This is a genomic window from Legionella brunensis, assembly GCF_001467025.1.
GTDB lineage: Bacteria > Pseudomonadota > Gammaproteobacteria > Legionellales > Legionellaceae > Tatlockia > Tatlockia brunensis.
In genome coordinates, this window is record NZ_LNXV01000004.1 from 439,957 (window position 1) to 460,814 (window position 20,858).

Here is a 20,858-nt window from a genome sequence, read left to right on the forward strand (position 1 = left end):
ATCATGAAACGACTTTTAAAGTTGGTATGCTTAACTTTCGTCATTCTTCTTATTGGTGCTTGGGCACTGTTATTTTTTTTGCCAAAGCCCCCTTTATTAAATGGCATTAGCTTCTCAACAGCAGTTTATGACAGTCAGCATCATTTATTGAGGCTAACTCTGAGTCATGATGATAAATATCGCCGTTTTACTCCTCTTTCACAAATTTCCCCTCAACTGATCGCAACAACATTATTGCAAGAAGATCAGTACTTTTATTGGCACTATGGTGTTAATCCTCTAGCCATGCTGAAAGCAGGGTGGCAGACCTATTTTGTAAAATCACGCCGCATGGGAGCTTCAACCATTACCATGCAAGTTGCCCGTATCCGTTATGGCATTAATTCAAAAAAATTATCAGGTAAAATTTGGCAAGTCATCCGCGCACTGCAACTGGAAATGCATTACAGCAAAAAACAAATTCTCGAAGCTTATTTAAACCTTGCTCCCTATGGTAGTAATATTGAAGGAGTAGGGGCAGCTAGTTTGGTCTACTTTGATAAACCGCCCGAGAAGATTGGTTTATCCGAGGCACTGACTTTAAGTGTTATTCCCCAAAACCCTATTAAGCGTAACCCGCGTAATGAAAACCTCAAAGAAATCCGCAATAAACTTTTTGCTCGTTGGCTTACCGAACATCCTGAAGATAAAAATAAAGAAGCCTCTATTAATTTGCCTATAGACATGCGCAGCCTGCATGATATGCCTTTTATTGCCCCACACTTAGTGTATTCAGCACTCAATGATTTTTCTTTTAAAAAACAAGATGTCGTCACGACATTAGACATTCATCTACAAAACATTCTTGCAAAAATAACACGCCAGTACATAGCTCGTAAAAAGAATCTAGGGGTTTACAATGCGTCAGTTTTATTAGTTGATACTCACGACATGAGTGTCAAAGGTTTAATTGGTTCAGTTGATTTTTTTAATAAAAATATCGATGGGCAAATCAATGGAACAGAGACTAAGCGCTCACCAGGTTCCACACTGAAACCTTTTGTCTATGGACTAGCTTTTGATCAAGGCTTAATTCATCCTTATACGGTGTTAAAAGATATTCCTCATAGTTTTGGCAGCTATAATCCTGAAAATTTTGACTATGATTTTATGGGGCCTATTAAAGCAAAAGATGCGCTCGTTTTAAGTCGCAATATTCCTGCCGTTTATCTTGCCAGCCAATTGTCAAATCCAAGTTTACATCAATTTTTACAAGAAGCTCATGTTAGTAATCTAAAACCAGAGTCCTATTACGGCCTAGCTTTAACTTTAGGTGGTGTTGAATTAAGTATGCAAGAGCTCACTTCACTTTATGCGATGCTAGTGAATCGAGGAGTCTGGCATGCTTTGCGTATGCGGGAAGATGAGCCTTCTGATACCGGTAAGCAACTGTTAAGCCCCGAAGCAAGTTTTTTGATATTGGATATTTTAAAAGATACCCCACGGCCAGAATCCAATTCATTTTCAAAACTATCTCATCCACTTTCTGTATCCTGGAAAACAGGAACTTCTTCTGGCTATCGCGATGCCTGGTCAGTCGGTGCATTTGGTCCTTATGTTTTAGCTGTATGGATTGGTAACTTTAATAACAAAGGTAACCCCGCATTTGTTGGCAAAAACATAGCCGCTCCCTTATTTTTTGAAATAATTGATGCTATTGAACAAGAGAAGGGAACTTTGCCTATGATTGAACAATATCCGGAGCATCTTCGTTTAACCCGTGTGGAGGTTTGCAAAGCTTCTGGGATGTTACCAACTCGCTATTGTCATGATACTGAAATGACCTGGTTTATCCCTGGCAAGTCACCAATTAAATCAGACACTATCTATCGTGAAGTCGCAATTAATAAAGATACCGGTTTACGGACTTGTCATTTTAATGAAAATACTCGCTTTGAAGTTTATGAGTTTTGGCCCACTGATTTGCTTAAAATCTTTAAGCAGGCAGGAATACAGCGCCGAATTCCCCCTGCCTATGAACCTAGTTGCTCTAGCATCGGCAATTCTGGAATGAGTCCTCAAATCACATCCCCGCAAACTGAACTAAGTTATGTTGTTCGTGCTCATTCTCCTAAAGAAACTCAAATTCCATTAACAGCAGTCACCGACGCGGATATTCGTAAGATTTATTGGTTTATTAATGACGTTTTTGTAGGAAAAACGTCACCTGACAAGCCCTTTTTATGGACAGCAAAAACAGGCAAATTTATAGTAAGAGTAGTTGATGATCATGGTTTGTCGGATGCCCGGGAGATCATTGTTCAGGTTGCAGGCTAATTAGATGAATATCCCGGAGGCAAAAAACGCTTGACCGAAAGTAAAAAGATTAAAATACTATCAATTTGATCTTATTTTATTTATAATATACTTAATAAATTTTGTTGAGATCCAAGCATTATGCCTAAATTAACTCAGGCCATTCTCGCTGAAATAGATCAGCTAAATGACGATAAACGATATGATCTTATCTCTCAAGAAGAGTACATATCTAAGTTAAATAAGATTATTATTGAAAACAATATCAGTGATAAAACGATAGTAGCTGATGAAAAAAGCGGCGTTGCATCATGGAATATGGGCTGTGGTGGGCAATGGGTTCAAAAAAATGATGCCGCACTAGGAGGTCAACAACCCAGAACAAGGGGACGAGATAACCCATCCTCTACAATGGATGAACGTAGTGAAGCTGAGCGTATAGCTTTGTGTTCGAAAGTAATTAGTTCACTTCATGAGTCTGGTGGTATGCAAGCTGTACTTATACAAGAAGGTCCGAGTAGCACTTATTTAAATAGTAATCCCAATGTTGCGAGTTTAATTCCAGGATTAGGAATAAAGAATCCGGGAGAAACAGGCCAGGTTTGTTGTTATACATCATTAAAAAACAATCCAGCTCTTCCACCTTATTATTCAAAATCAGCAAGTGACCTTTTAAATTATGCCAAAAGCTTGGGACTGAAGGACAAAGAGTATCAAATAATTGAAACTGCTCAGGGTCAAATTTATATCAATGTCCATTTTGATTGGGGTTCTATGTATAAACCACCATCCGCTCAAGCATTGAACAACCGTTTAGCTTTTTTGCAAGCAGCAAGCAACTCTGGAATTGTTGCGGGCGATACGAATATCGACCAAAAAGATTACCCCACCATGCAGGCTTACGTTCAAAATGGTTATGCCCAATTAAACGGAGGCTGTAGTACGTTAGATATTTTGGCAGGTAATCAAGTTGCTGTTCCTCTTGTGCTACGTCAACCTCCCAAGGTCTATTCAGCGGCGCCAATGTCGACAACCACGACGATTGATAGAGCAGGTTTAGAGACTGTGTTAACAAAAAATGGCTACCAATTAACAGGGGCTCGCGTTCAGCAAGATCAGCGTCATCCCAATATGACAACAATAGAGTTTCAGGATAAATCTGTGGCCCAAAGATTTGTTAATGCGTATCCAGGCTCAAAGGCAGGATGGCTTTCTGGAAGTTACAAATTTGTCAATATTCCCGATAAGGATGTAGCTTCAGTTATTCAACAATTAAGTCAATCCCCAACTGCAACGGTTGATAGGGCAGGTTTGGGGAATGCTTTAACAAAAAGTGGTTATCAATTAGCTGGGACGCGTGTTCAAGCAGATCAGCGTCATACAAATATGACAAGCATTCAATTTAAGGATGTAGCTGAAGCCCAGAGATTTGTTACTGCATATCCGGGCTCAAAGGCAGGATGGCTTTCTGGAAATTACAAATTTGTCAATATTCCCGATAAGGATGTAGCTTCAGTTATTCAACAATTAAATCAATCTCCAACTGCTGCAAATAAATCCAATATTACTCCAAAAACCCCAATTACACCTCTTGTATTCAAAACGGCGGAGGATGTCGATAAACATTTGCGGAGTCTAGTACGACATGAACCTGATCTTAAGGCAAAAAAAGAAGCCTATCTCCAAGAGCTGAACAATCTAGTGACTTATGGTAGTTTAGATACTGATCTAATGAAGAAGTTAGCATTACATATCTTGCGCAGTCCAAACCACTTCTTGAAAGAGGAACGGCATTTTTTCCGAAGCGAAACACACTCAAATGAGACCTTATCGGTATATAAACTTGTTAACACCCTTTTCAAAGGGGCAATACCAGTGAATGGCCAACTTACTATCAAAAATGAAGATGATAATAATGAAAGCTACACTATTTCTCGTCATGTGAAATAACTTAAAAAAACCACCACGTAGTTCATCATAGTGGTCAGTGATATCAAGAAAAGTTAAACAATGAGTCCTAATGTTATTTCGCGTTGTTCACTGAGTAATACATTGAATGTACGACAAGCTGCACCAATAGACATGCATTCCAATCCGATCCCTTTTTTTGCAAGCATTTGCATGAGTGGAATAGGGGCAAGCTGGCCTTGTTGGCCGTGTCCGATAAGAACAATCTTTGGCTCATACCTTAAAAGCGGCCACACGGTGTCCTCGTTAAGTTCGTGAAAGGCTTTAATAGGCCAATCTGTAATGATTTCATGACTACTGACAATTAAACTATTGCTATAGGTAATTGAATCAATTCGTACCTCTCGTTCACTATAAGCTTGAATAGTGTGTTTATCGCTTGCCTCTAAGTTGATATGCATGGTGTTTAATCGAGCAATAATTTATACTATTAGTTCATTATATCACAGAGGCGAAAAACATGAGTCAATTTCCCCGCATCAAACGCTTGCCACCTTATGTATTCAATACATTAACTCAGCTAAAGTCTGAGGCGCGAGCGCGAGGCGAGGACATTATTGACTTTGGGATGGGAAATCCCGATCAGCCCACTCCACAACATATTGTTGATAAATTAGTAGAAACTGCACAGCGCCCAGACACTCATCGCTACTCGATGTCGAAGGGCATACCACGTTTACGACGTGCTATGGCAACTTGGTATAAAAGAAATTACGATGTCACTCTCAATAGTGAAACGCAAATCCTAACAACCATCGGCTCCAAAGAAGGATTAGCACATCTTGCATTAGCGATTAGTGGGCCCGGCGATACTGTTCTTGTCCCTGATCCGGCTTACCCCATTCATACCTATGGTTTTATTATCGCAGGCGCAAATGTCAAACAAGTTCCTTTAATTGATGAAAATCAATTTATTGAAGCCGTTAACTCCGCAATAGAACAAACATGGCCAAGACCCAAAGCCCTTGTAATCAATTTTCCAGCGAATCCTAGTACTCATTGCGTTGATTATGAATTTTTTGAGCGGGTAGTCGCTTTAGCCAAGCATCACGGAATTTGGATTATCCACGATTTAGCTTACGCCGATATCGTCTTTGATGGTTATAAAGCACCGTCTATTCTACAAGTACCAGGTGCTATTGATATAGCAATTGAAACTTACTCTATGTCCAAATCTTACAACATGCCTGGCTGGCGTGTAGGATTTGCTTGTGGAAATGAAGAACTCGTTGCTGCTTTGACACGTATTAAGTCTTATTTGGATTATGGAACTTTCACACCGATCCAAGTTGCGGCAATCGCAGCGCTTGAAGGTTCTGATGATTGTGTACATCAAATAAGAGATTTATATGAGCAGCGACGTAATGTTTTATGTGACGGCTTACAAGATCTCGGTTGGTATGTAGAGAGACCTAAGGCAACTATGTTTGTTTGGGCCCCGATTCCTGCTTGCTATCAGCATTTAGGCTCGCTTGAGTTTTCCAAATATTTACTTAAAGAAGCATGTGTAGCTGTATCCCCAGGTATTGGTTTTGGCCCGCAAGGTGATAACTTTGTCCGTTTTGGCTTGATCGAGAATCATCAAAGAATCCGTCAAGCTCTACGAAATTTAAAAGCATTATTTAAACGAGACGGTTACTCACTGGCTGTTTAAATATGGAGATAGTGGTCAATGGCATAACGGAAGCCCCTCTCGATAGTGAACCATCAGTCCATCAGGGTAGCTATTATTTTAATGCTTTAACTTGCCTGGACTTTGATCCCTCTAATCCACCATTGGCAGATTTATTACGCCTTTATCATGGATTAGAGGGGCATTGGTTAGTTGCTTCCCCCATCCATTGGGAAGTAACTCACAATGATGCCATGATTGTTGCAACAAATGAGGAGCTTGCCCTAAGCGATGAAGAATCTCGTGCTTGGTTCTTAGAAATTGCAGCATTTCTTCAATCTAATGACATTGAATCTTTCTACCATGATCCTTATACCTGGTTGTTAAAAATTGACCACAAACCAACAATTTCTAGCAAATCTGTTTATGCCATGTTGCATCAATCTCTCATGCCCGCTTTAAATACATTAGATGAAAAGCTTTATTGGCAACGCCTTATTACCGAATTGCAAATGTATCTTAGTTCACATCCTCTTAATAATAATCGGCAGAACAAGCTAGCTATTAATGGCTTGTGGTTTTGGGGGGAAGGGGAGTTTCAATTCCTCACAGAGAAACAGGTATTCACTGATGATGAGATTTTTTTAAGTGTTTCGGCAAAGACTGATAAACCATTCCAGCCTCTAACTCAAACCTCATCACATGATAAAGATAGTTTGCTGCTTATTAAATACCCGCATCAAAAGGATATTGCTTTATTACAAGAAAAAACTCAAAAAAACACCGTCCAGTGGTATTGGAATAACCTCGCTTATGTAAAACATCCCATTAGATGGTGGTCGAGATTGTGGAGATCATAATTTATGCGTATTAAACAACGTGGGGTATCCTCTTTATTACCTTCTCTATCAGATTATCCTGCTGTTCTTCAACGAATTTATGCTTCTCGTGGGATTAAAGATGCCTCACAGCTCGATAAGAGCCTTCAGGCCTTGTTACCTTTCAATTCTTTAACGGATATTGAAAAGGCTTCCCTTCGTTTAGAGCAAGCTTTACGCGCAAAAGAGCGTATCCTCATTATCGGGGATTTTGATGCAGATGGAGCTACGTCAACTACCTTAGCCATTTCAGCATTAAGAGTAATGGGAGCATCTCATGTTGAATTTTTAGTCCCTAATCGCTTTGATTTTGGCTATGGCCTAACACCTGCCATCATTGAAGTGGCTAAAAAATGGCAACCTCATTTAATTATTACTGTTGATAACGGTATTGCCAGTATTGATGGAGTGGATGCTGCAAATGCACTTGGGATTGATGTATTAATTACTGATCACCACTTGCCTGCGGAAGAATTGCCCAAAGCATGTGCGATTGTAAATCCCAACCAAGTAGGTGATTTATTTCCCAGCAAATCAATCGCTGGAGTTGGTGTCATTTTTTATGTCATGCTAGCTTTAAGACGTCAACTTATAAAGAGCAACTGGTTTGAACAACGAGGACTAGCCGAGCCAAATATGGCTCAGTTTCTTGATTTAGTCGCTCTTGGAACAATCGCTGATGTTGTTTCTTTAGATCAAAATAATCGCATTATGGTAAATCAGGGATTAGCACGAATTCGTCAAAGTCAATGCCGCCCCGGAATCAAAGCATTAATTGAAATAGCGGGACGCGATTGTTCACGCTTACGTGAAAGTGATTTAGGCTTTTCAGTGGCGCCAAGGCTCAATGCAGCAGGAAGGTTAGATGATATGTCCTTAGGGATCGAATGCCTGCTAAGTGATAATATGGAAAAAGCACACACACTTGCCTCTCATTTGGATGAGCTCAATCAAGAGCGACGGGTCATTGAGGCTGAAATGAAAGAGCAAGCAATGTTGGCTGTTGATAAGTTAGCAAAGAAAATAGAGCACTCTAATCATTTACCTGCTGCCCTATGCTTGGTTGACCCTTCGTGGCATCAAGGCGTTATTGGTATTTTAGCCGGTCGATTAAAAGAGCGATATCACAGGCCAATCATTGCCTTTGCCAAAGTCAGTGAAACAGAACTCAAAGGGTCTGCGCGTTCCGTAGCAGGTTTAAATATTCGTGACGCACTTGCAGCAGTTGATAAAGACCATCCTGGATTAATTACTAAATTTGGCGGACATGCTATGGCTGCTGGCTTGAGCTTATCACCTCAATGTTTTACAGATTTTCAGCAAGCGTTTATTACCGAAGTTAGCAAGCATATTGATGCCTCTGAATGCGAAGGTGAGCTTTGGACTGACGGCTCATTAACCTCTCAGGAACTAAGTCTTGAGACAGCCACTCTTTTGCAACAAGCAGGTCCTTGGGGACAGCAATTTCCCGAACCCTGTTTCGATAATATTTTTGAAGTCCTTGATCAGCGCCTGGTGGGGCAGCATCATTTAAAAATTACTTTAGCACATCCAGAAGGAGGGGTGTTTGATGCAATTGCCTTCAATGTTGATGTTAAGCTTTGGCCTAATTATCGCGCCCGGCAAGTTCATGCAGCTTATAAATTAGATATTAATTCTTATCAGGGCAGGACGCGCTTACAGTTGGTTATTGAGGCTTTGCAAGTGTATAATTAAGCCACTTTTGTCATCTTGCAACCAATTATCCTCTTATACAAACCTGGATAGGACAAGAATTTAATGATCAGTTTGGAAGTTTAGTAATTTGTCAGCATTAATATCTCCATTATCCATCGCGCCAATGATTGATTGGACTTATACTCATTTTCGTGTATTCATGCGCATGATTGCACCCAAAGCACTCTTATACACGGATATGCAAACTACTGGTGCAATTATTAATAATCCGACACGCGCTCTTTCTTTTGATGCCACGGAGCATCCATTAGCTTTACAATTAGGTGGTGCCGATAAAGAAAAGCTTGTTGAATGCGCCAAAATGGCGGAAGAAAAAGGCTTTAATGAGATTAATTTAAATCTTGGTTGCCCAAGTGATAAAGTGCAAGCAGGGCATTTTGGTGCTTGTTTAATGGCAGAGCCAGAGCGAGTCGCCAACTGCATCCAGACAATGAAAGCAGCGGTATCTATTCCCATAACAGCTAAAACCAGAATCGGCATTGATAATCAGGATAGTTATGATTTTTTCGCTGCATTTGCCCATAAATTAGTTGATGCAGGCTGTGATAAACTAATTGTCCATGCACGAAAAGCCTGGCTTCATGGATTAAATCCCAAACAAAATCGCACAATTCCGCCGGTGCATTATGATTTTGTTTATAGAATTAAAGAAGAACTTCCTCATCTGCCTATCATCATTAATGGAAATATTAATAGCATTAATGAAATTGATCACCATATGCAATTTGTAGATGGAGTAATGCTTGGTAGACTTGCGTGTCAAAATCCATATGCCTTAGCGACAATTCATCACTATTATTATTCTGATGTTCCCATTCCTACACGCTGTTCCATTTTAGATAGTTATATCAATTATGCTGAATCAAAATTCTCACAAGGGATTGCTTTAAGTATTTTACTAAAGCCCTTGTTTAATTTTGCGCATGGATTAGTTGGCGCTAAACAATGGAAAGAACATTTAACAACAACGCAACAAAGCAAGCAAATAACAAAACTACACAATGCGGTAGCCCTCTTAGCTACGATGGAACAAGCAATGGAAGATTCTACGAAAGAACCTATAATATAGGATGTTATTAGGGCTTAATTTGTTACTATTATTGAGTGAGAAAATTCAATTTTACTTTCTAATCCACAATCAATAGACTGCTTCGCTGGTATTCTTTTGTTATTTCAATGAATCGATGAGCACTTTACGTGGCATTTTTAGCAAATTTCTAGTAAATTAGGCGGTTTTGAAGCTGGAATTGTCTAGAGGATTATCAAGGCTATGTTAAATACCCTGATGAAAAAAATGTTTGGTAGCCGCAATGAACGTACTTTGCGACGCATGGAAAAAACAGTGCAAGCGATCAATGCTTTCGAATCGCAAATGCAAGCACTTTCTGATGCAGAATTAGCAGCTAAAACAGCGCAATTTAAATCACGCCTAGATGAAGGTGAAACCTTAGATGAGTTGCTTGCAGAAGCTTTTGCGGCAGTCCGGGAAGTAGCAATTCGGACACTAGGTTTGAGACATTTTGATGTTCAGTTAATTGGTGGCATGGTTCTTCATGAAGGCAATATTGCGGAAATGCGTACGGGGGAAGGTAAGACCTTAGTAGCAACTCTTCCTGCTTATCTAAATGCATTGACTGGCCGAGGTGTACACGTTGTTACTGTTAACGACTACCTTGCAAAGCGGGACAGTCAATGGATGAAACCAATTTTTGAATTTTTGGGATTAACAGTGGGGGTTATTTACCCTGATATGCCTCACCCCGAAAAACAAGCTGCCTACCGTGCCGATATCGTTTATGGAACCAACAATGAATTTGGTTTTGATTATTTACGTGACAATATGGCCTTTAGCCTTGAGGATAAAGTTCAACGTGAATTGAATTTTGCCATTGTCGACGAAGTCGACTCTATTTTAATTGATGAGGCTCGAACCCCATTAATTATTTCCGGTGCCGCTGAAGGTAGCTCAGAACTCTACAGAAAGGTTAATGAGTTAATTCCTCAACTAAGAAAACAACAAGAAGAGGGTGATGGCGGCCATTACACGGTCGATGAAAAGCAAAAGCAAGCTCACTTAACCGAAACAGGGCATCAATACATAGAAGATTTACTTAGCGAAAAAAATCTACTTGATCCAGGAGAAAGCCTGTATCACGCAAGTAACATTATACTTATGCATCATGTCAATGCCGCCCTTAGAGCACATGCCATGTTTCATCGTGACGTCGATTATATTGTAAAAGACAATCAAGTAGTGATTGTTGATGAGCATACAGGCCGTACAATGGCAGGTCGTCGTTGGTCTGAAGGTTTACATCAGGCTGTTGAAGCAAAAGAGGGTGTGGCTATTCAGCATGAAAACCAAACTTTGGCTTCCATCACTTTCCAGAACTACTTCAGAATATATAACAAATTATCTGGAATGACAGGAACAGCTGACACCGAAGCTTATGAATTTCAGCAAATTTATAATCTTGAAGTTGTTGTTATTCCTACCAACAAACCCATGCGTCGACATGATCAGCCAGATTTAGTTTATCTAACTCAACAAGATAAATATCAGGCCATTATTGAGGATGTAAAGGATTGTATCGCCCGCAAACAGCCTGTATTAGTTGGTACTGCATCAATTGAAGCTTCTGAGTTGCTAAGTCAGCTTTTGAAAAAGGCAGGAGTCAAACATCAAGTTTTAAATGCCAAATTTCATGAAAAAGAAGCACAAATCATCGCGGAAGCAGGCCGACCTGGGGTAGTTACCATTGCAACTAATATGGCTGGGCGTGGAACAGATATCGTATTGGGCGGCAGCTTATCTGCAGAACTTGCCCAATTGCCCGCAGAAGCAACTGATGCCGAGCGTCAGGCAATCAAAGCTGACTGGCAAAAACGGCATGAAGAAGTCTTGCAAGCTGGCGGCTTACGAATTATTGGTTCGGAACGCCATGAATCTCGTCGTATTGATAACCAGCTTCGCGGTCGTGCTGGACGTCAAGGAGATCAGGGAAGCAGCCGGTTTTACTTATCGCTGGATGATAACCTTATGCGAATTTTTGCATCAGAACGAGTAGCCTCTATGATGCGTCGTTTGGGTATGAAACCAGGAGAACCTATAGAGCATAATCTAGTTACACGAGCCATTGAAAATGCCCAACGTAAATTGGAAGGGCATCATTTTGATGTGCGTAAGCAACTATTAGATTATGACAACGTTGCTAATGAACAGCGAAAAGTAATTTATTCTCAGCGCGCGGCACTTATGGCGATGAATGATCCGCAGGAAGTTGTCGAAGCTATGCGCCAAGATGTTATCTATGACCTGGTTGATAATTTTATTCCTCCACAAAGTCTGGAAGATCAATGGGACTTGAAAGGATTGTCACAAGATCTTCTTGAGGATTTTAAAATTAAGGCAAATGTTAGCGAATGGATTGAGGCGGATCATAGCCTCCAGCCAGAGCAAATTCGTGAAAGAATTTACTCACTTGTTTTAGAGCGTTATCAGGAAAAAGAAAAGTTAACTGGTAGAGAAATACTATCTAATTTTGAAAAATCAGTTATTTTACAGACGCTTGATAATCATTGGCGAGAACACCTGGCAGCAATGGATCATTTACGTCAGGGTATTCATTTACGTGGTTACGCGCAGAAAGATCCTAAACAAGAATATAAGCGCGAAGCATTCACTTTATTCTCTATGATGCTTGATAACTTGAAATATGACATTGTTCGTTTACTTTCATCAGTTGAAGTACAAACTGCCGAGGATGTTAATGCTGTTGAAGAACAACGACGTGCAGAACAAGTACAAACAATGCAGTTTCTACATCAAGATGAAACTTCAGAAAATAGTGAGCAGCAAGGTGATACTACTTTTAGACGTGCTGAAAGAAAAATTGGTCGTAATGATCCTTGTCCCTGTGGCTCAGGCAAAAAATACAAATCTTGCCATGGAAGCTTGGTGTGAGCATAAAAGTTGCTGTTGCAGTAATTTTTAATAAAACAGGCGAGGTCTTAATTACACGCCGCCCCTTACATGCCCCTCATGGGGGCATGTGGGAATTTCCAGGTGGGAAATTAGAAAACAATGAAGAGCCTGCTGATGCACTGATTAGAGAGGTAAAGGAGGAGGTAGGCATTGATGTGGTTTCGCATCGCTTCTTGGGGGAAATTACTCACTCTTATGGTACTAAAACAGTTCATTTACTTGTATATAGCATTAAAGAGTTTGCAGGAGATGCTTCTTGCCTTGAATCCCAAATGGATCTTTGCTGGGTAAACGTCAACAAGTTATCCTTATATAATTTCCCCGAAGCAAATGTTAAAATCATTGAGCTACTTAAGTAGCCCTCGTCTCTCTACCTATTCTTATACTGCTTAAATAGTGCATTTTCTAACATTGAGATAAAGTTTTTGGATGCACTAAATTTAAAAAATCTTCACTTTTAATTTTTAGAAGTTGATTATGATTACCAGCATTAAATACTAACCATTCTTTATGCGCAAGACTATCTGCAAGATAGACATCCATACCATAAAGTTCACCAAAAAGTGGTATAGCTCCAATTTCGCATTCTTTGAATTTGTCTTGAAATTCAAATTCCTTAGCAATTTCTGCATGTTTTGCGTGAGTTTCTTTTTCTAATAGATTTAAATCTAATCGCATATTCGCAGGAATTGCTACAAGTACAAATTTACCATCCAATTTGACCACAATAGATTTAGCAAAATAGTTTCCTTTAATATGTGCTGCTTGAGCACATTGTGAGGCTGTATATGCTCTAGGATGGCTGATTGTCTTATATGTAACATCATGGCTGTTCATATATTTTCTAATTGACGGGCTTAGCATGAGTGGTGCTCCTAAAAAAGATCGCACTACTTGAATTATAGTTCAATTTATCCATGTCCGTTGCCAGCTAAGGATTACCCAAGGCGCGAGAGGATTAAACATTTATAATTGACTGTTCAACAGGATAATGGTTTAGTTTGTACTGAAATCGCCAATATAATAACAATACGCTGCTAATAGCACCCAATACCATCCCCCACCATAAGCCAGTACCGCCAAGCTTTAAACGGGTTGCCAATAAATAACCAAGCGGCAACGCTATTACCCAAAAACTAACGATTGAAACAAATAAAGTAAAATGTGTGTCTTTTAAGCTGCGTAGCGCACCAAAGAGGGAAATTCTCATGGCTTCAAAAATTTGAAATAGTGCGTTTATCGCCAAAAACTGAATAGCAAAACTGGTTATTTGAAAGTTTTCTGGTTTGTGAATATTAAAATCAACTGAAATTAAAATTTTTGGAAAAAACCAATACCCAATAGCAACGAGGAACATAAATGAAAATGCGATTCCGACCCCTGCGTAAGCCGTCTTTTTAGAAGACTCTATATCACCACTACCCAACAAATGCCCCATTCGAACAGTAATTGCTTGAGCGATCGCAAAAATTACAGACATTAAAGTACCAAGATATTGTAGTGCAATTTGATTAGCAGCCATTTCCTGACTGCCTAACAAACCCATCACTACGGTTAAGGCAAAAAAGAAGGCTACTTCTACACAATACATCAGCCCCATGGGGGCACCCACTCGAAATAGTTCGAAAAGAAAAACAGGCTTTGTAAAAGTAAATAGCTGGTTAAAAAAGCAATTGTAGGTTTTATTTCGTGATAAATAGATACATAAGATAATTGCAGTAATCCAATAACTGACTGTCATTCCCCAGCCAGCACCAGCAATACCTAAAGCAGGGAAACCAAATTTACCAAAAATTAATATAAAACTGACCAGGACATTTAATAGCACCGAGAAGATTGTAAACTTTAAAATAACACGAGCATGTCCTAATCCTATAATTACCTCAAGTAAGGCTATCATAATAAAATTTGGTAAAAGCCCCCAAGTCAAGGCGTGCAAATAAGACTCAGCAAGTCTAACAACATCAGGACTCTGCCCAACTAGTAAGAAAAAAGATGACATATTCCAGAAGAGTATAAATGCAGGCACTACAAGAATAAGCGCTAACCAAAAACCATCTCGAACAACAAAGGAGATACCTCGATGATCATTGGCGCCATATTTATGTGCTATCAAAATATTAATGGCACTTAAAATACCAAACAGGATTACAACAAACGTACCAAAAAGCCAACTTACTAATGCTCCTGCAGCTAAGGTTTCTGCTCCTAAACGGGCAAGAAAAAGTGTTTCAAAAAAAAAAGTGGAGGACTGTAATAAGCCAGTGAATGCTAAGGGAAATGCTATTTTAAGCAGAAGGGACAGATTGCTTTTAAATGCACTCATAAAATTCCTAGACAGATATATACAAAATAATTTACATAAAAATAGAAACTTGAACTAGGTTAACACAATTACTCGACAATACCTTAAGCAACTAGCTTCTTACAGTAATTTGTTTCTTTACAAAATCGTTTTGCAAATAACTTAGTCCTAATTTTCATACCCTCATTATTTAAATGAAAAATTGTATCGTACATCATATCTTCTGGAAAAATTGACTCCGACATCTCTCCTACTAACTACACATTATCGTCATCCATTGAAGTCTTTAAATTTCTGACCAAACAAGAATCCGACAGTCTAATTAGTGATCTTGCCATCAAAACGATAACTTAATAAAGAAAGTAAAGCCCCTCCAAGAAGAACACTTACTCCTACCCCCTGGATAGGAGTAATTTTTTCACCTAAAAGCAGGATACCGAAAATAACAACAAAAACTGGTTCTAAAACTGACAAGATCGATGCTTGTAATGATGTAATGTGTTTTAGTCCCTTTAAAAGTAAGACTATGGGCAAAGCAGTACAAATAATGCCTATGCCACAAATATTGAACCAGGTATCAAAACGAGTTGGCATCACGAATGTTTTTTCAATGCAGGCTGCGACTAAAGAAACAAGCATGGCACCTATAGAAACAAAAAGGGTAGATAAGAGAGCCGGGACAGTGCTTGTTTTACTGAATATTAAGTATAGGGCGTACAAAACAGCTGATAATAAACTTAAACTAATCCCCATCAGATTAAAATTAAATTTGCTTCCACTCATCAATAGTAACATACCAATAAAAATTACTATCAGCGCCAGGTAATAGGCTTTGCTTATTTTTTGCCCAAAAAATGCAAAATTTATCAACAAAACAATGGAAGGGTAGGTAAAAAATATTACCATTGCCAATCCAGAACCAATGTATTGAGTAGCTACGAAGTAAAAAATAGAACAACTACCATAGAAGGCTGCCCCGTAAAAGGTTATTTTAGCGAGCTCTTTCCCATCCAATTGCAGTGTCTTTAGATGGGGTATTAAAAGAACACACATAAATAGGCTAGAAACCAAAAAGCGCCAAAACAACATGTTATTGACAGAGATATTAGCATTCATGACACTAACGCCAAAATAACCAATTAAGCCAAAAAAAAGCCCTGATAGTGCGGCGTATAATGCGCCGTTGTTTCTGGAGGACAAGGAAAATACCTCATAAATTTTCTTAGAATATTAGGGAATGTAAACAGACCCTATGTGAGAATTAATCATTCACAGAAAATACAACAAAAAGAGGACAGAATCTAGCTGAACAGCAAAGCTATAATTGGCAAATAGCCAGATCCAGTTTGGCATTGGTTTCACGCACTTCGCGCATAGTACCTATTTCGCATAACCGCAGACTCAATCCATAATGACACAACTGCATTCGGGGGACAATTCCAAATGACTTCTCAATTCTTAACAAAATAAGATGGCAGGAAGTCTTAGGTGGCAATGGGCGTTGATAAAAACCGTTAAACATATCAATTTTGTCAAACTCTGCGCTATCACGTAATAAAGATAGATAAAGCTCAACCGTTGAATGCAAAGCCTTTAGATTTTTCAGCCAATTTGTCAAATCAGCCTGGCGAAGTGCAGGAGCAGACTCTAGCCACAATAAAAGTTGGGGAGAATACATTTCACAATCATTGCTGTGAGTTGATTGTGTAATTCGAATTGATTGCAGGAAAGGATTATTGTGGATATCTCCACCAAACCGGCCAACGACATGAGTTAAGATTTGAATTTGATTGTATAGCTCTCTGTGCAAAGTCTCTGAGATGACAGTATTTGTTTTGATTAAAGCGTGCTCAATGCGCATTAACTCTTTTAAAAAGCGGCTTTTCAACTCTGGCTTTTCAATTAATTTAATAATTTCAATCACATTTTTCAAAGCATAATGATGAATAACAGGATGAGCTTCATCAGAGCCTTCTTTGATTGTTTGATAGAGGTACTCTAGCCGCAGCGCAATTTTAGGTAAGTAATGTGTTGCTAATTGAAAAGTGATTGTATCATCGAGCATATAAAATTTGCTGTCCTTAGCCGCGTCTTAACTCAGTGTATCATGAAACAGCTATAATACAAAAATTTCAGGAAAATTAAAAACTTACAGCTCTAATCTGCATTTTGAGCGGCTAAATGTAAATATTTCTCGTGCAACTGTGCAATTTTCTCTCTTAAGTCAACTAATGAGCCATTGTTTAAAACAATATCGTCGGCTATCTTTTGTCGCATTAAATTGCTCGGTTGTGTAGTCAAAATTGCTTGCGCATGCTCCCGGGAGCTCTTATCTCTAGCCATAACTCGCCTGATTTGCTCTTCAGGATCAGCTAACACCACTAATACTCTATTTAAGTAGGGATAAATCGAGCGATCTTTTAACAAAGGGATTTCAACCACCGTGTATGGGCTTTTACTAACACTTAATAGATGAATAATATGCTCTCTAATAAGAGGGTGTAATAATTGCTCTAGCCATACTCTTTCATTAGGATTAGTAAAAATTATTTGCCGCAGTTTGGAACGATCGAGTTCCCCCGGCGATTTAATAACTGAGTTTCCAAAATGAAGATGGATAGCTTCATATGCTGGTAGATTGGGAGCAGTTAGCTCCCGAGAAACTTCATCTGCACTAATTACTGTTATCCCATTGTCCTTAAAGAAGGTAGCTACCGTGGATTTGCCGCTGGCAATATTTCCAGTTAACCCAACACAATACATTACAATTTCCGCATATTTAAATTTCGACAGGTGAATAAATAAACATAACAAGTTTCAGGCAGCGCACTATTAGCTTGGCAGTAGGATTTGGCACCCAATGCGGCATCATCAGCACGATCGTAGATATTACTGGACCAAGGAATCGCGGCTAAATCCAGAGCAATGCAACGCCACATTGGACGAGTGGTCATACCATTCACAATAGCCTCACAATCTGCTTTTGAAGTCTTACAAGTTGAGGGAGCTTGGCTTTGCTTCTTACAAGCCTCCATCGCTCTATTTAATGAAGTCAATTGATAATCACTATGCCCAACCCACATTTTATTTTCTTCATCATGAGCCGTACATTTCCAATAAGTTGTATCGACTACTGTTACTCCACTAGAAGATTGTGATAAGAAAAAACATCCACTAAAAACAATTGCCAATAATTTATTCTTCATGTTCAATCCCGTCGATTATTCGTATTAAATGCTCATAGGGTACTGCTTTTTCAAAAAACCAGCCTTGCATAAATCTTACCTGAGATTGGCGTAAAAACATAAATTGTTCTTTGGTTTCAACGCCTTCTGCAATAATTTCCAGCTTTAAAGAATTTCCCATATGAATAATGGCTTGATTAAGGTTTTCTGTAATTGCTCCTGTGCCAATTGCATGGATAAAAATTTTATCAATTTTTAAATAGTCAAAAGGGAAATGTTGTAAATACTTTATGCTCGCATGACCCGTACCAAAATCGTCAATTGCTAAAGAATATCCTTTTTCCCGTAACTCATACATCCGTGCAACAAGTTTTTTATTATTTTGATCTAGCAACTCCCTTTCAGTTAATTCAAGCATAATTTGTTGAGGCTTAATTTCATAATGCTCACATAAGCTATAAAATTCAATGAAAAAGTTTTTATCATGGAAATGACTTGCTGAAAGATTAACAGCAAGATGGAACTCAGGATTCGTATTGAGGAATTGATGAATTTCTTTAAATGCTTTTTTTAGCACTTGCAATGTTATAGGAACAATCAGGCCTGATTGTTCAGCCTCCTCAATAAAGGATTCAGGCATTACTTCATTTTTACCCATCTGCCAACGCAAGAGAATTTCAGCACCGCAATATTTATTTTGAGTACAATCCATGATTGGTTGATACACGGGCTGAAAATTGTTTTTTTTAATTGCCATGCTTAAGGCATACGTTAAAGAATAGCGCTTACTAACGATGCTCCTGGTTCTAAAATACAAGAAAAAAGAAATTACAAGCACAGCCAGTGCAGCTATTAGAATATGATAGAGAAAACCTATCTTGAATTGTTTTTGATCGGCAGCGAATACAATTTTAAAATCATCTACATACTCTAGCTGAGCTTCAGCTTGATAGGCAGGCACTCTTTGATGGAAAATATCAGGATTATTTCCGGCCTCCATTACGTATTTCTTTGATTTTTTATTATAAAGTCCTGCGAAAGAAATTTCAGAAGAAGTGGGAGTTAATGCATTTTTAATAATATTAGTAGTTAAATAAAGACCCAGATAATATTCTCCCAATTTTTGTTGCAGCAAAAAAGCATCTTGTCTTAAATTGTCAATTTTAAGAGGTCCAAAAAGTGTCGGGTAAATTTTCGCAGGAGGAGGAAGAAGATACTCTTTTCCCAAGGTAGAACAGATAATTTGATTATTGATATTACTGATCACAACCCCTGAAATAAAAGGAGAGTTAAATGAGATGCTTCTTAGACGAGGTAATAATTCGTGCTGGCAATCATTAAATTCATGTCCATATAAGGGCAGAGAATAAGCCGAACTCAAGACATTTTCTATCAAATTATCAATTTTGCTTCTGGTATTATTAACTAGAATCTGCACCTCTTTTTGTTTCTCTACCTGATAACTCGCTCGCTCATAATAAATTGCAATCATAAGAAACATAAGAGTAAGAAGCATCCATACAATGGATAAGCTATTATGGACAGTTTTCTTCATTAAATAAATTTAGCTATAGATTGCTTTTATAGAGTTTAGGGTAATTTCTGCCAATTTCTCAATAGTTTCAGTTTTAGCATTTAAAGGAGGTAACCAATATAAAGTTTTGCCCAAAGGCCTTATCAATGCGCCTCTATTCACTGCTTCCATGTATAGCTGATAACCCATGCGCTGGTTCTCTACTTCCACTAAATCAGCCGCTGCTATTGCACCTATTCCCCTGACGCGACTTATATGTCCTGTGATTGATGCAATTTCATGCAATAAAGATTGCATGAAATAACCAAGATTCGTTGCTTGTTCATTGATATTTTCGGTTTCCATAACCTTTATTGTGGCCAGGGCCGCACTTAGAGCCAAAGCATTCCCGCTATAGGTGTGTGAGTGAAGAAAAGATTTTCCCTTTTCATAATCATCATAAAAAAGTTCATAAATTTCATCTTTAATTAACACACAGCTTAGAGGCAATGTGCCAGCAGTTAATCCTTTAGATAAGCAAATCAAATCCGCATTAACATTCGCATGTTCACAAGCAAGCCATTTCCCGGTGCGCCCTAAACCAGTCATGATTTCATCAGCGATAAAGTAGATGTCATTTTCTTTTGCCCAATTAGCTAATTTTTTTAAAAAATCAGCACTATAACAAAGCATCCCCCCAGCTCCCTGCACAATAGGCTCAACGATGATTGCACAGGCATTTTCTTTTATTTTTTCGAGCTGGGTTAATGTTTTTTGCCAGTACAGATCGGCATTTGACCATAGCGGGTCGCATTGATTATCAACATAAGGAATACAGTCAAGAAAATGGCAAGTTACTCCGTAACCTTCGTAAGGTTTTTTGAAAATGCCTAAATCACTGACACTTAACGTCCCAAGTGTTTCTCCATGATAAGCATTTTGCAAAGCAATAAACTCTGTCTTATGAGCTTGTCCTTTTAACTGAGCAGCATGAAGGGTAAGTTTCATGGCTATTTCAACAGCACTAGAGCCATCACTTGCAAAAAAGACATGTTGATTTTTACTAATGCCTGCCAGCTTCTCTCCCAATTCGGCTAATACAGGGTGCGTTGTATTAGCCCCAATGATATGCTCAAACGATTCTAACTGCTCTTTAATCGCTGCAAGAATAGCTGGATGGCCATGTCCTAACGATTTACACCACCAACTCGATAAACCATCAATAAGCGGCCCTTTATCCGTATATAAATAACTACCTTGTGCAGAATTTATTACTAGGGGAGGAAACGTCTGAAAATCTTTCATTTGACTACATGGATGCCAAATATGCTTTAAATCTTTTTCAATAACTTGCTGAATGTTAACCATAACCTTATTTTT

General features: G+C 38.7%; 17 protein-coding genes. 8 read left to right on the forward strand and 9 right to left on the reverse strand.

Annotation, left to right across the window (positions count from 1 at the left end):
• The first annotated feature begins 3 nt into the window (after window positions 1–3).
• Both pbpC and Lbru_RS03625 read left to right on the forward strand, forming a co-directional pair.
• Complete coding sequence (gene pbpC / locus Lbru_RS03620; RefSeq protein ID WP_058440807.1) at window positions 4–2,316, forward strand: penicillin-binding protein 1C; 2,313 nt, start codon at window positions 4–6, stop codon at window positions 2,314–2,316.
• Window positions 2,317–2,436: 120 nt separating this feature from the next.
• Entirely contained in the window at window positions 2,437–4,245 is a 1,809-nt protein-coding gene (locus tag Lbru_RS03625; RefSeq protein WP_058440808.1) for a hypothetical protein, read from the forward strand.
• Between the two features lie 53 nt (window positions 4,246–4,298).
• On the opposite strand, the gene Lbru_RS03630 is transcribed toward Lbru_RS03625, so the two are convergent.
• Complete coding sequence (locus tag Lbru_RS03630) at window positions 4,299–4,664, reverse strand: Mth938-like domain-containing protein (protein WP_058440809.1); 366 nt, start codon at window positions 4,662–4,664, stop codon at window positions 4,299–4,301.
• Window positions 4,665–4,723: 59 nt separating this feature from the next.
• On the opposite strand from Lbru_RS03630, the gene alaC reads away from it, so the two are divergent.
• From alaC to mutT, 6 genes are all read left to right on the forward strand, one after another.
• On the forward strand, window positions 4,724–5,917 hold the full coding sequence (gene alaC, locus Lbru_RS03635) for an alanine transaminase (RefSeq protein ID WP_058440810.1): 1,194 nt from the start codon (window positions 4,724–4,726) through the stop codon (window positions 5,915–5,917).
• Window positions 5,918–5,928: 11 nt separating this feature from the next.
• Entirely contained in the window at window positions 5,929–6,735 is an 807-nt protein-coding gene (locus Lbru_RS03640) for a hypothetical protein (protein WP_162262383.1), read from the forward strand.
• 3 nt (window positions 6,736–6,738) lie between these two features.
• Entirely contained in the window at window positions 6,739–8,469 is a 1,731-nt protein-coding gene (gene recJ, locus Lbru_RS03645; protein ID WP_058440812.1) for a single-stranded-DNA-specific exonuclease RecJ, read from the forward strand.
• A 124-nt stretch (window positions 8,470–8,593) separates the two neighbouring features.
• Entirely contained in the window at window positions 8,594–9,559 is a 966-nt protein-coding gene (gene dusA, locus Lbru_RS03650) for a tRNA dihydrouridine(20/20a) synthase DusA (RefSeq protein WP_083500812.1), read from the forward strand.
• A gap of 201 nt (window positions 9,560–9,760) precedes the next feature.
• The gene (gene secA / locus Lbru_RS03655) at window positions 9,761–12,454 is read left to right on the forward strand and encodes a preprotein translocase subunit SecA (RefSeq protein WP_058440814.1); all 2,694 of its coding nucleotides are present in this window, start codon (window positions 9,761–9,763) and stop codon (window positions 12,452–12,454) included.
• On the forward strand, window positions 12,451–12,834 hold the full coding sequence (gene mutT, locus Lbru_RS03660; protein WP_058440815.1) for an 8-oxo-dGTP diphosphatase MutT: 384 nt from the start codon (window positions 12,451–12,453) through the stop codon (window positions 12,832–12,834). The genes secA and mutT overlap by 4 nt, the downstream gene beginning before the upstream one ends.
• 46 nt (window positions 12,835–12,880) lie before the next feature.
• On the opposite strand, the gene Lbru_RS03665 is transcribed toward mutT, so the two are convergent.
• From Lbru_RS03665 to bioA, 8 genes are all read right to left on the reverse strand, one after another.
• A complete protein-coding gene (locus tag Lbru_RS03665; RefSeq protein WP_058440816.1) occupies window positions 12,881–13,339 on the reverse strand; it encodes an aminoacyl-tRNA deacylase in 459 nt (152 codons plus the stop codon).
• Between the two features lie 94 nt (window positions 13,340–13,433).
• Entirely contained in the window at window positions 13,434–14,801 is a 1,368-nt protein-coding gene (locus Lbru_RS03670; RefSeq protein WP_058440817.1) for an MATE family efflux transporter, read from the reverse strand.
• 297 nt (window positions 14,802–15,098) lie between these two features.
• Complete coding sequence (locus Lbru_RS03675; RefSeq protein WP_065235415.1) at window positions 15,099–15,980, reverse strand: DMT family transporter; 882 nt, start codon at window positions 15,978–15,980, stop codon at window positions 15,099–15,101.
• A 118-nt stretch (window positions 15,981–16,098) separates the two neighbouring features.
• Window positions 16,099–16,845 carry a cell division protein ZapD gene (gene zapD / locus Lbru_RS03680; protein WP_058440819.1) on the reverse strand — a complete coding sequence of 249 codons (747 nt, stop codon included), beginning with the start codon at window positions 16,843–16,845 and terminating at the stop codon, window positions 16,099–16,101.
• A 92-nt stretch (window positions 16,846–16,937) separates the two neighbouring features.
• Entirely contained in the window at window positions 16,938–17,543 is a 606-nt protein-coding gene (gene coaE, locus Lbru_RS03685; RefSeq protein ID WP_058440820.1) for a dephospho-CoA kinase, read from the reverse strand.
• Window positions 17,543–17,986, reverse strand: coding sequence for a hypothetical protein (locus Lbru_RS03690; RefSeq protein WP_058440821.1), 444 nt, complete (start codon window positions 17,984–17,986; stop codon window positions 17,543–17,545). The genes coaE and Lbru_RS03690 overlap by 1 nt, the downstream gene beginning before the upstream one ends.
• Window positions 17,976–19,466, reverse strand: coding sequence for an EAL domain-containing protein (locus Lbru_RS03695; RefSeq protein WP_162262384.1), 1,491 nt, complete (start codon window positions 19,464–19,466; stop codon window positions 17,976–17,978). Before Lbru_RS03695 ends, Lbru_RS03690 begins: the two co-directional genes overlap by 11 nt.
• A gap of 63 nt (window positions 19,467–19,529) precedes the next feature.
• The gene (bioA, locus tag Lbru_RS03700; protein ID WP_058440823.1) at window positions 19,530–20,846 is read right to left on the reverse strand and encodes an adenosylmethionine--8-amino-7-oxononanoate transaminase; all 1,317 of its coding nucleotides are present in this window, start codon (window positions 20,844–20,846) and stop codon (window positions 19,530–19,532) included.
• Window positions 20,847–20,858 lie beyond the last annotated feature (12 nt).

Coding starts and splice junctions, on each gene's coding strand:
- pbpC (WP_058440807.1), top strand. CDS start 4: ATGAAACGACTTTTAAAGTTGGTATGCTTAACTTTCGTCATTCTTCTT.
- Lbru_RS03625 (WP_058440808.1), top strand. CDS start 2,437: ATGCCTAAATTAACTCAGGCCATTCTCGCTGAAATAGATCAGCTAAAT.
- Lbru_RS03630 (WP_058440809.1), bottom strand. CDS start 4,664: ATGCATATCAACTTAGAGGCAAGCGATAAACACACTATTCAAGCTTAT.
- alaC (WP_058440810.1), top strand. CDS start 4,724: ATGAGTCAATTTCCCCGCATCAAACGCTTGCCACCTTATGTATTCAAT.
- recJ (WP_058440812.1), top strand. CDS start 6,739: ATGCGTATTAAACAACGTGGGGTATCCTCTTTATTACCTTCTCTATCA.
- dusA (WP_083500812.1), top strand. CDS start 8,594: ATGATTGATTGGACTTATACTCATTTTCGTGTATTCATGCGCATGATT.
- secA (WP_058440814.1), top strand. CDS start 9,761: ATGTTAAATACCCTGATGAAAAAAATGTTTGGTAGCCGCAATGAACGT.
- Lbru_RS03665 (WP_058440816.1), bottom strand. CDS start 13,339: ATGCTAAGCCCGTCAATTAGAAAATATATGAACAGCCATGATGTTACA.
- Lbru_RS03670 (WP_058440817.1), bottom strand. CDS start 14,801: ATGAGTGCATTTAAAAGCAATCTGTCCCTTCTGCTTAAAATAGCATTT.
- zapD (WP_058440819.1), bottom strand. CDS start 16,845: ATGCTCGATGATACAATCACTTTTCAATTAGCAACACATTACTTACCT.
- coaE (WP_058440820.1), bottom strand. CDS start 17,543: ATGTATTGTGTTGGGTTAACTGGAAATATTGCCAGCGGCAAATCCACG.
- Lbru_RS03690 (WP_058440821.1), bottom strand. CDS start 17,986: ATGAAGAATAAATTATTGGCAATTGTTTTTAGTGGATGTTTTTTCTTA.
- Lbru_RS03695 (WP_162262384.1), bottom strand. CDS start 19,466: ATGTTTCTTATGATTGCAATTTATTATGAGCGAGCGAGTTATCAGGTA.
- bioA (WP_058440823.1), bottom strand. CDS start 20,846: ATGGTTAACATTCAGCAAGTTATTGAAAAAGATTTAAAGCATATTTGG.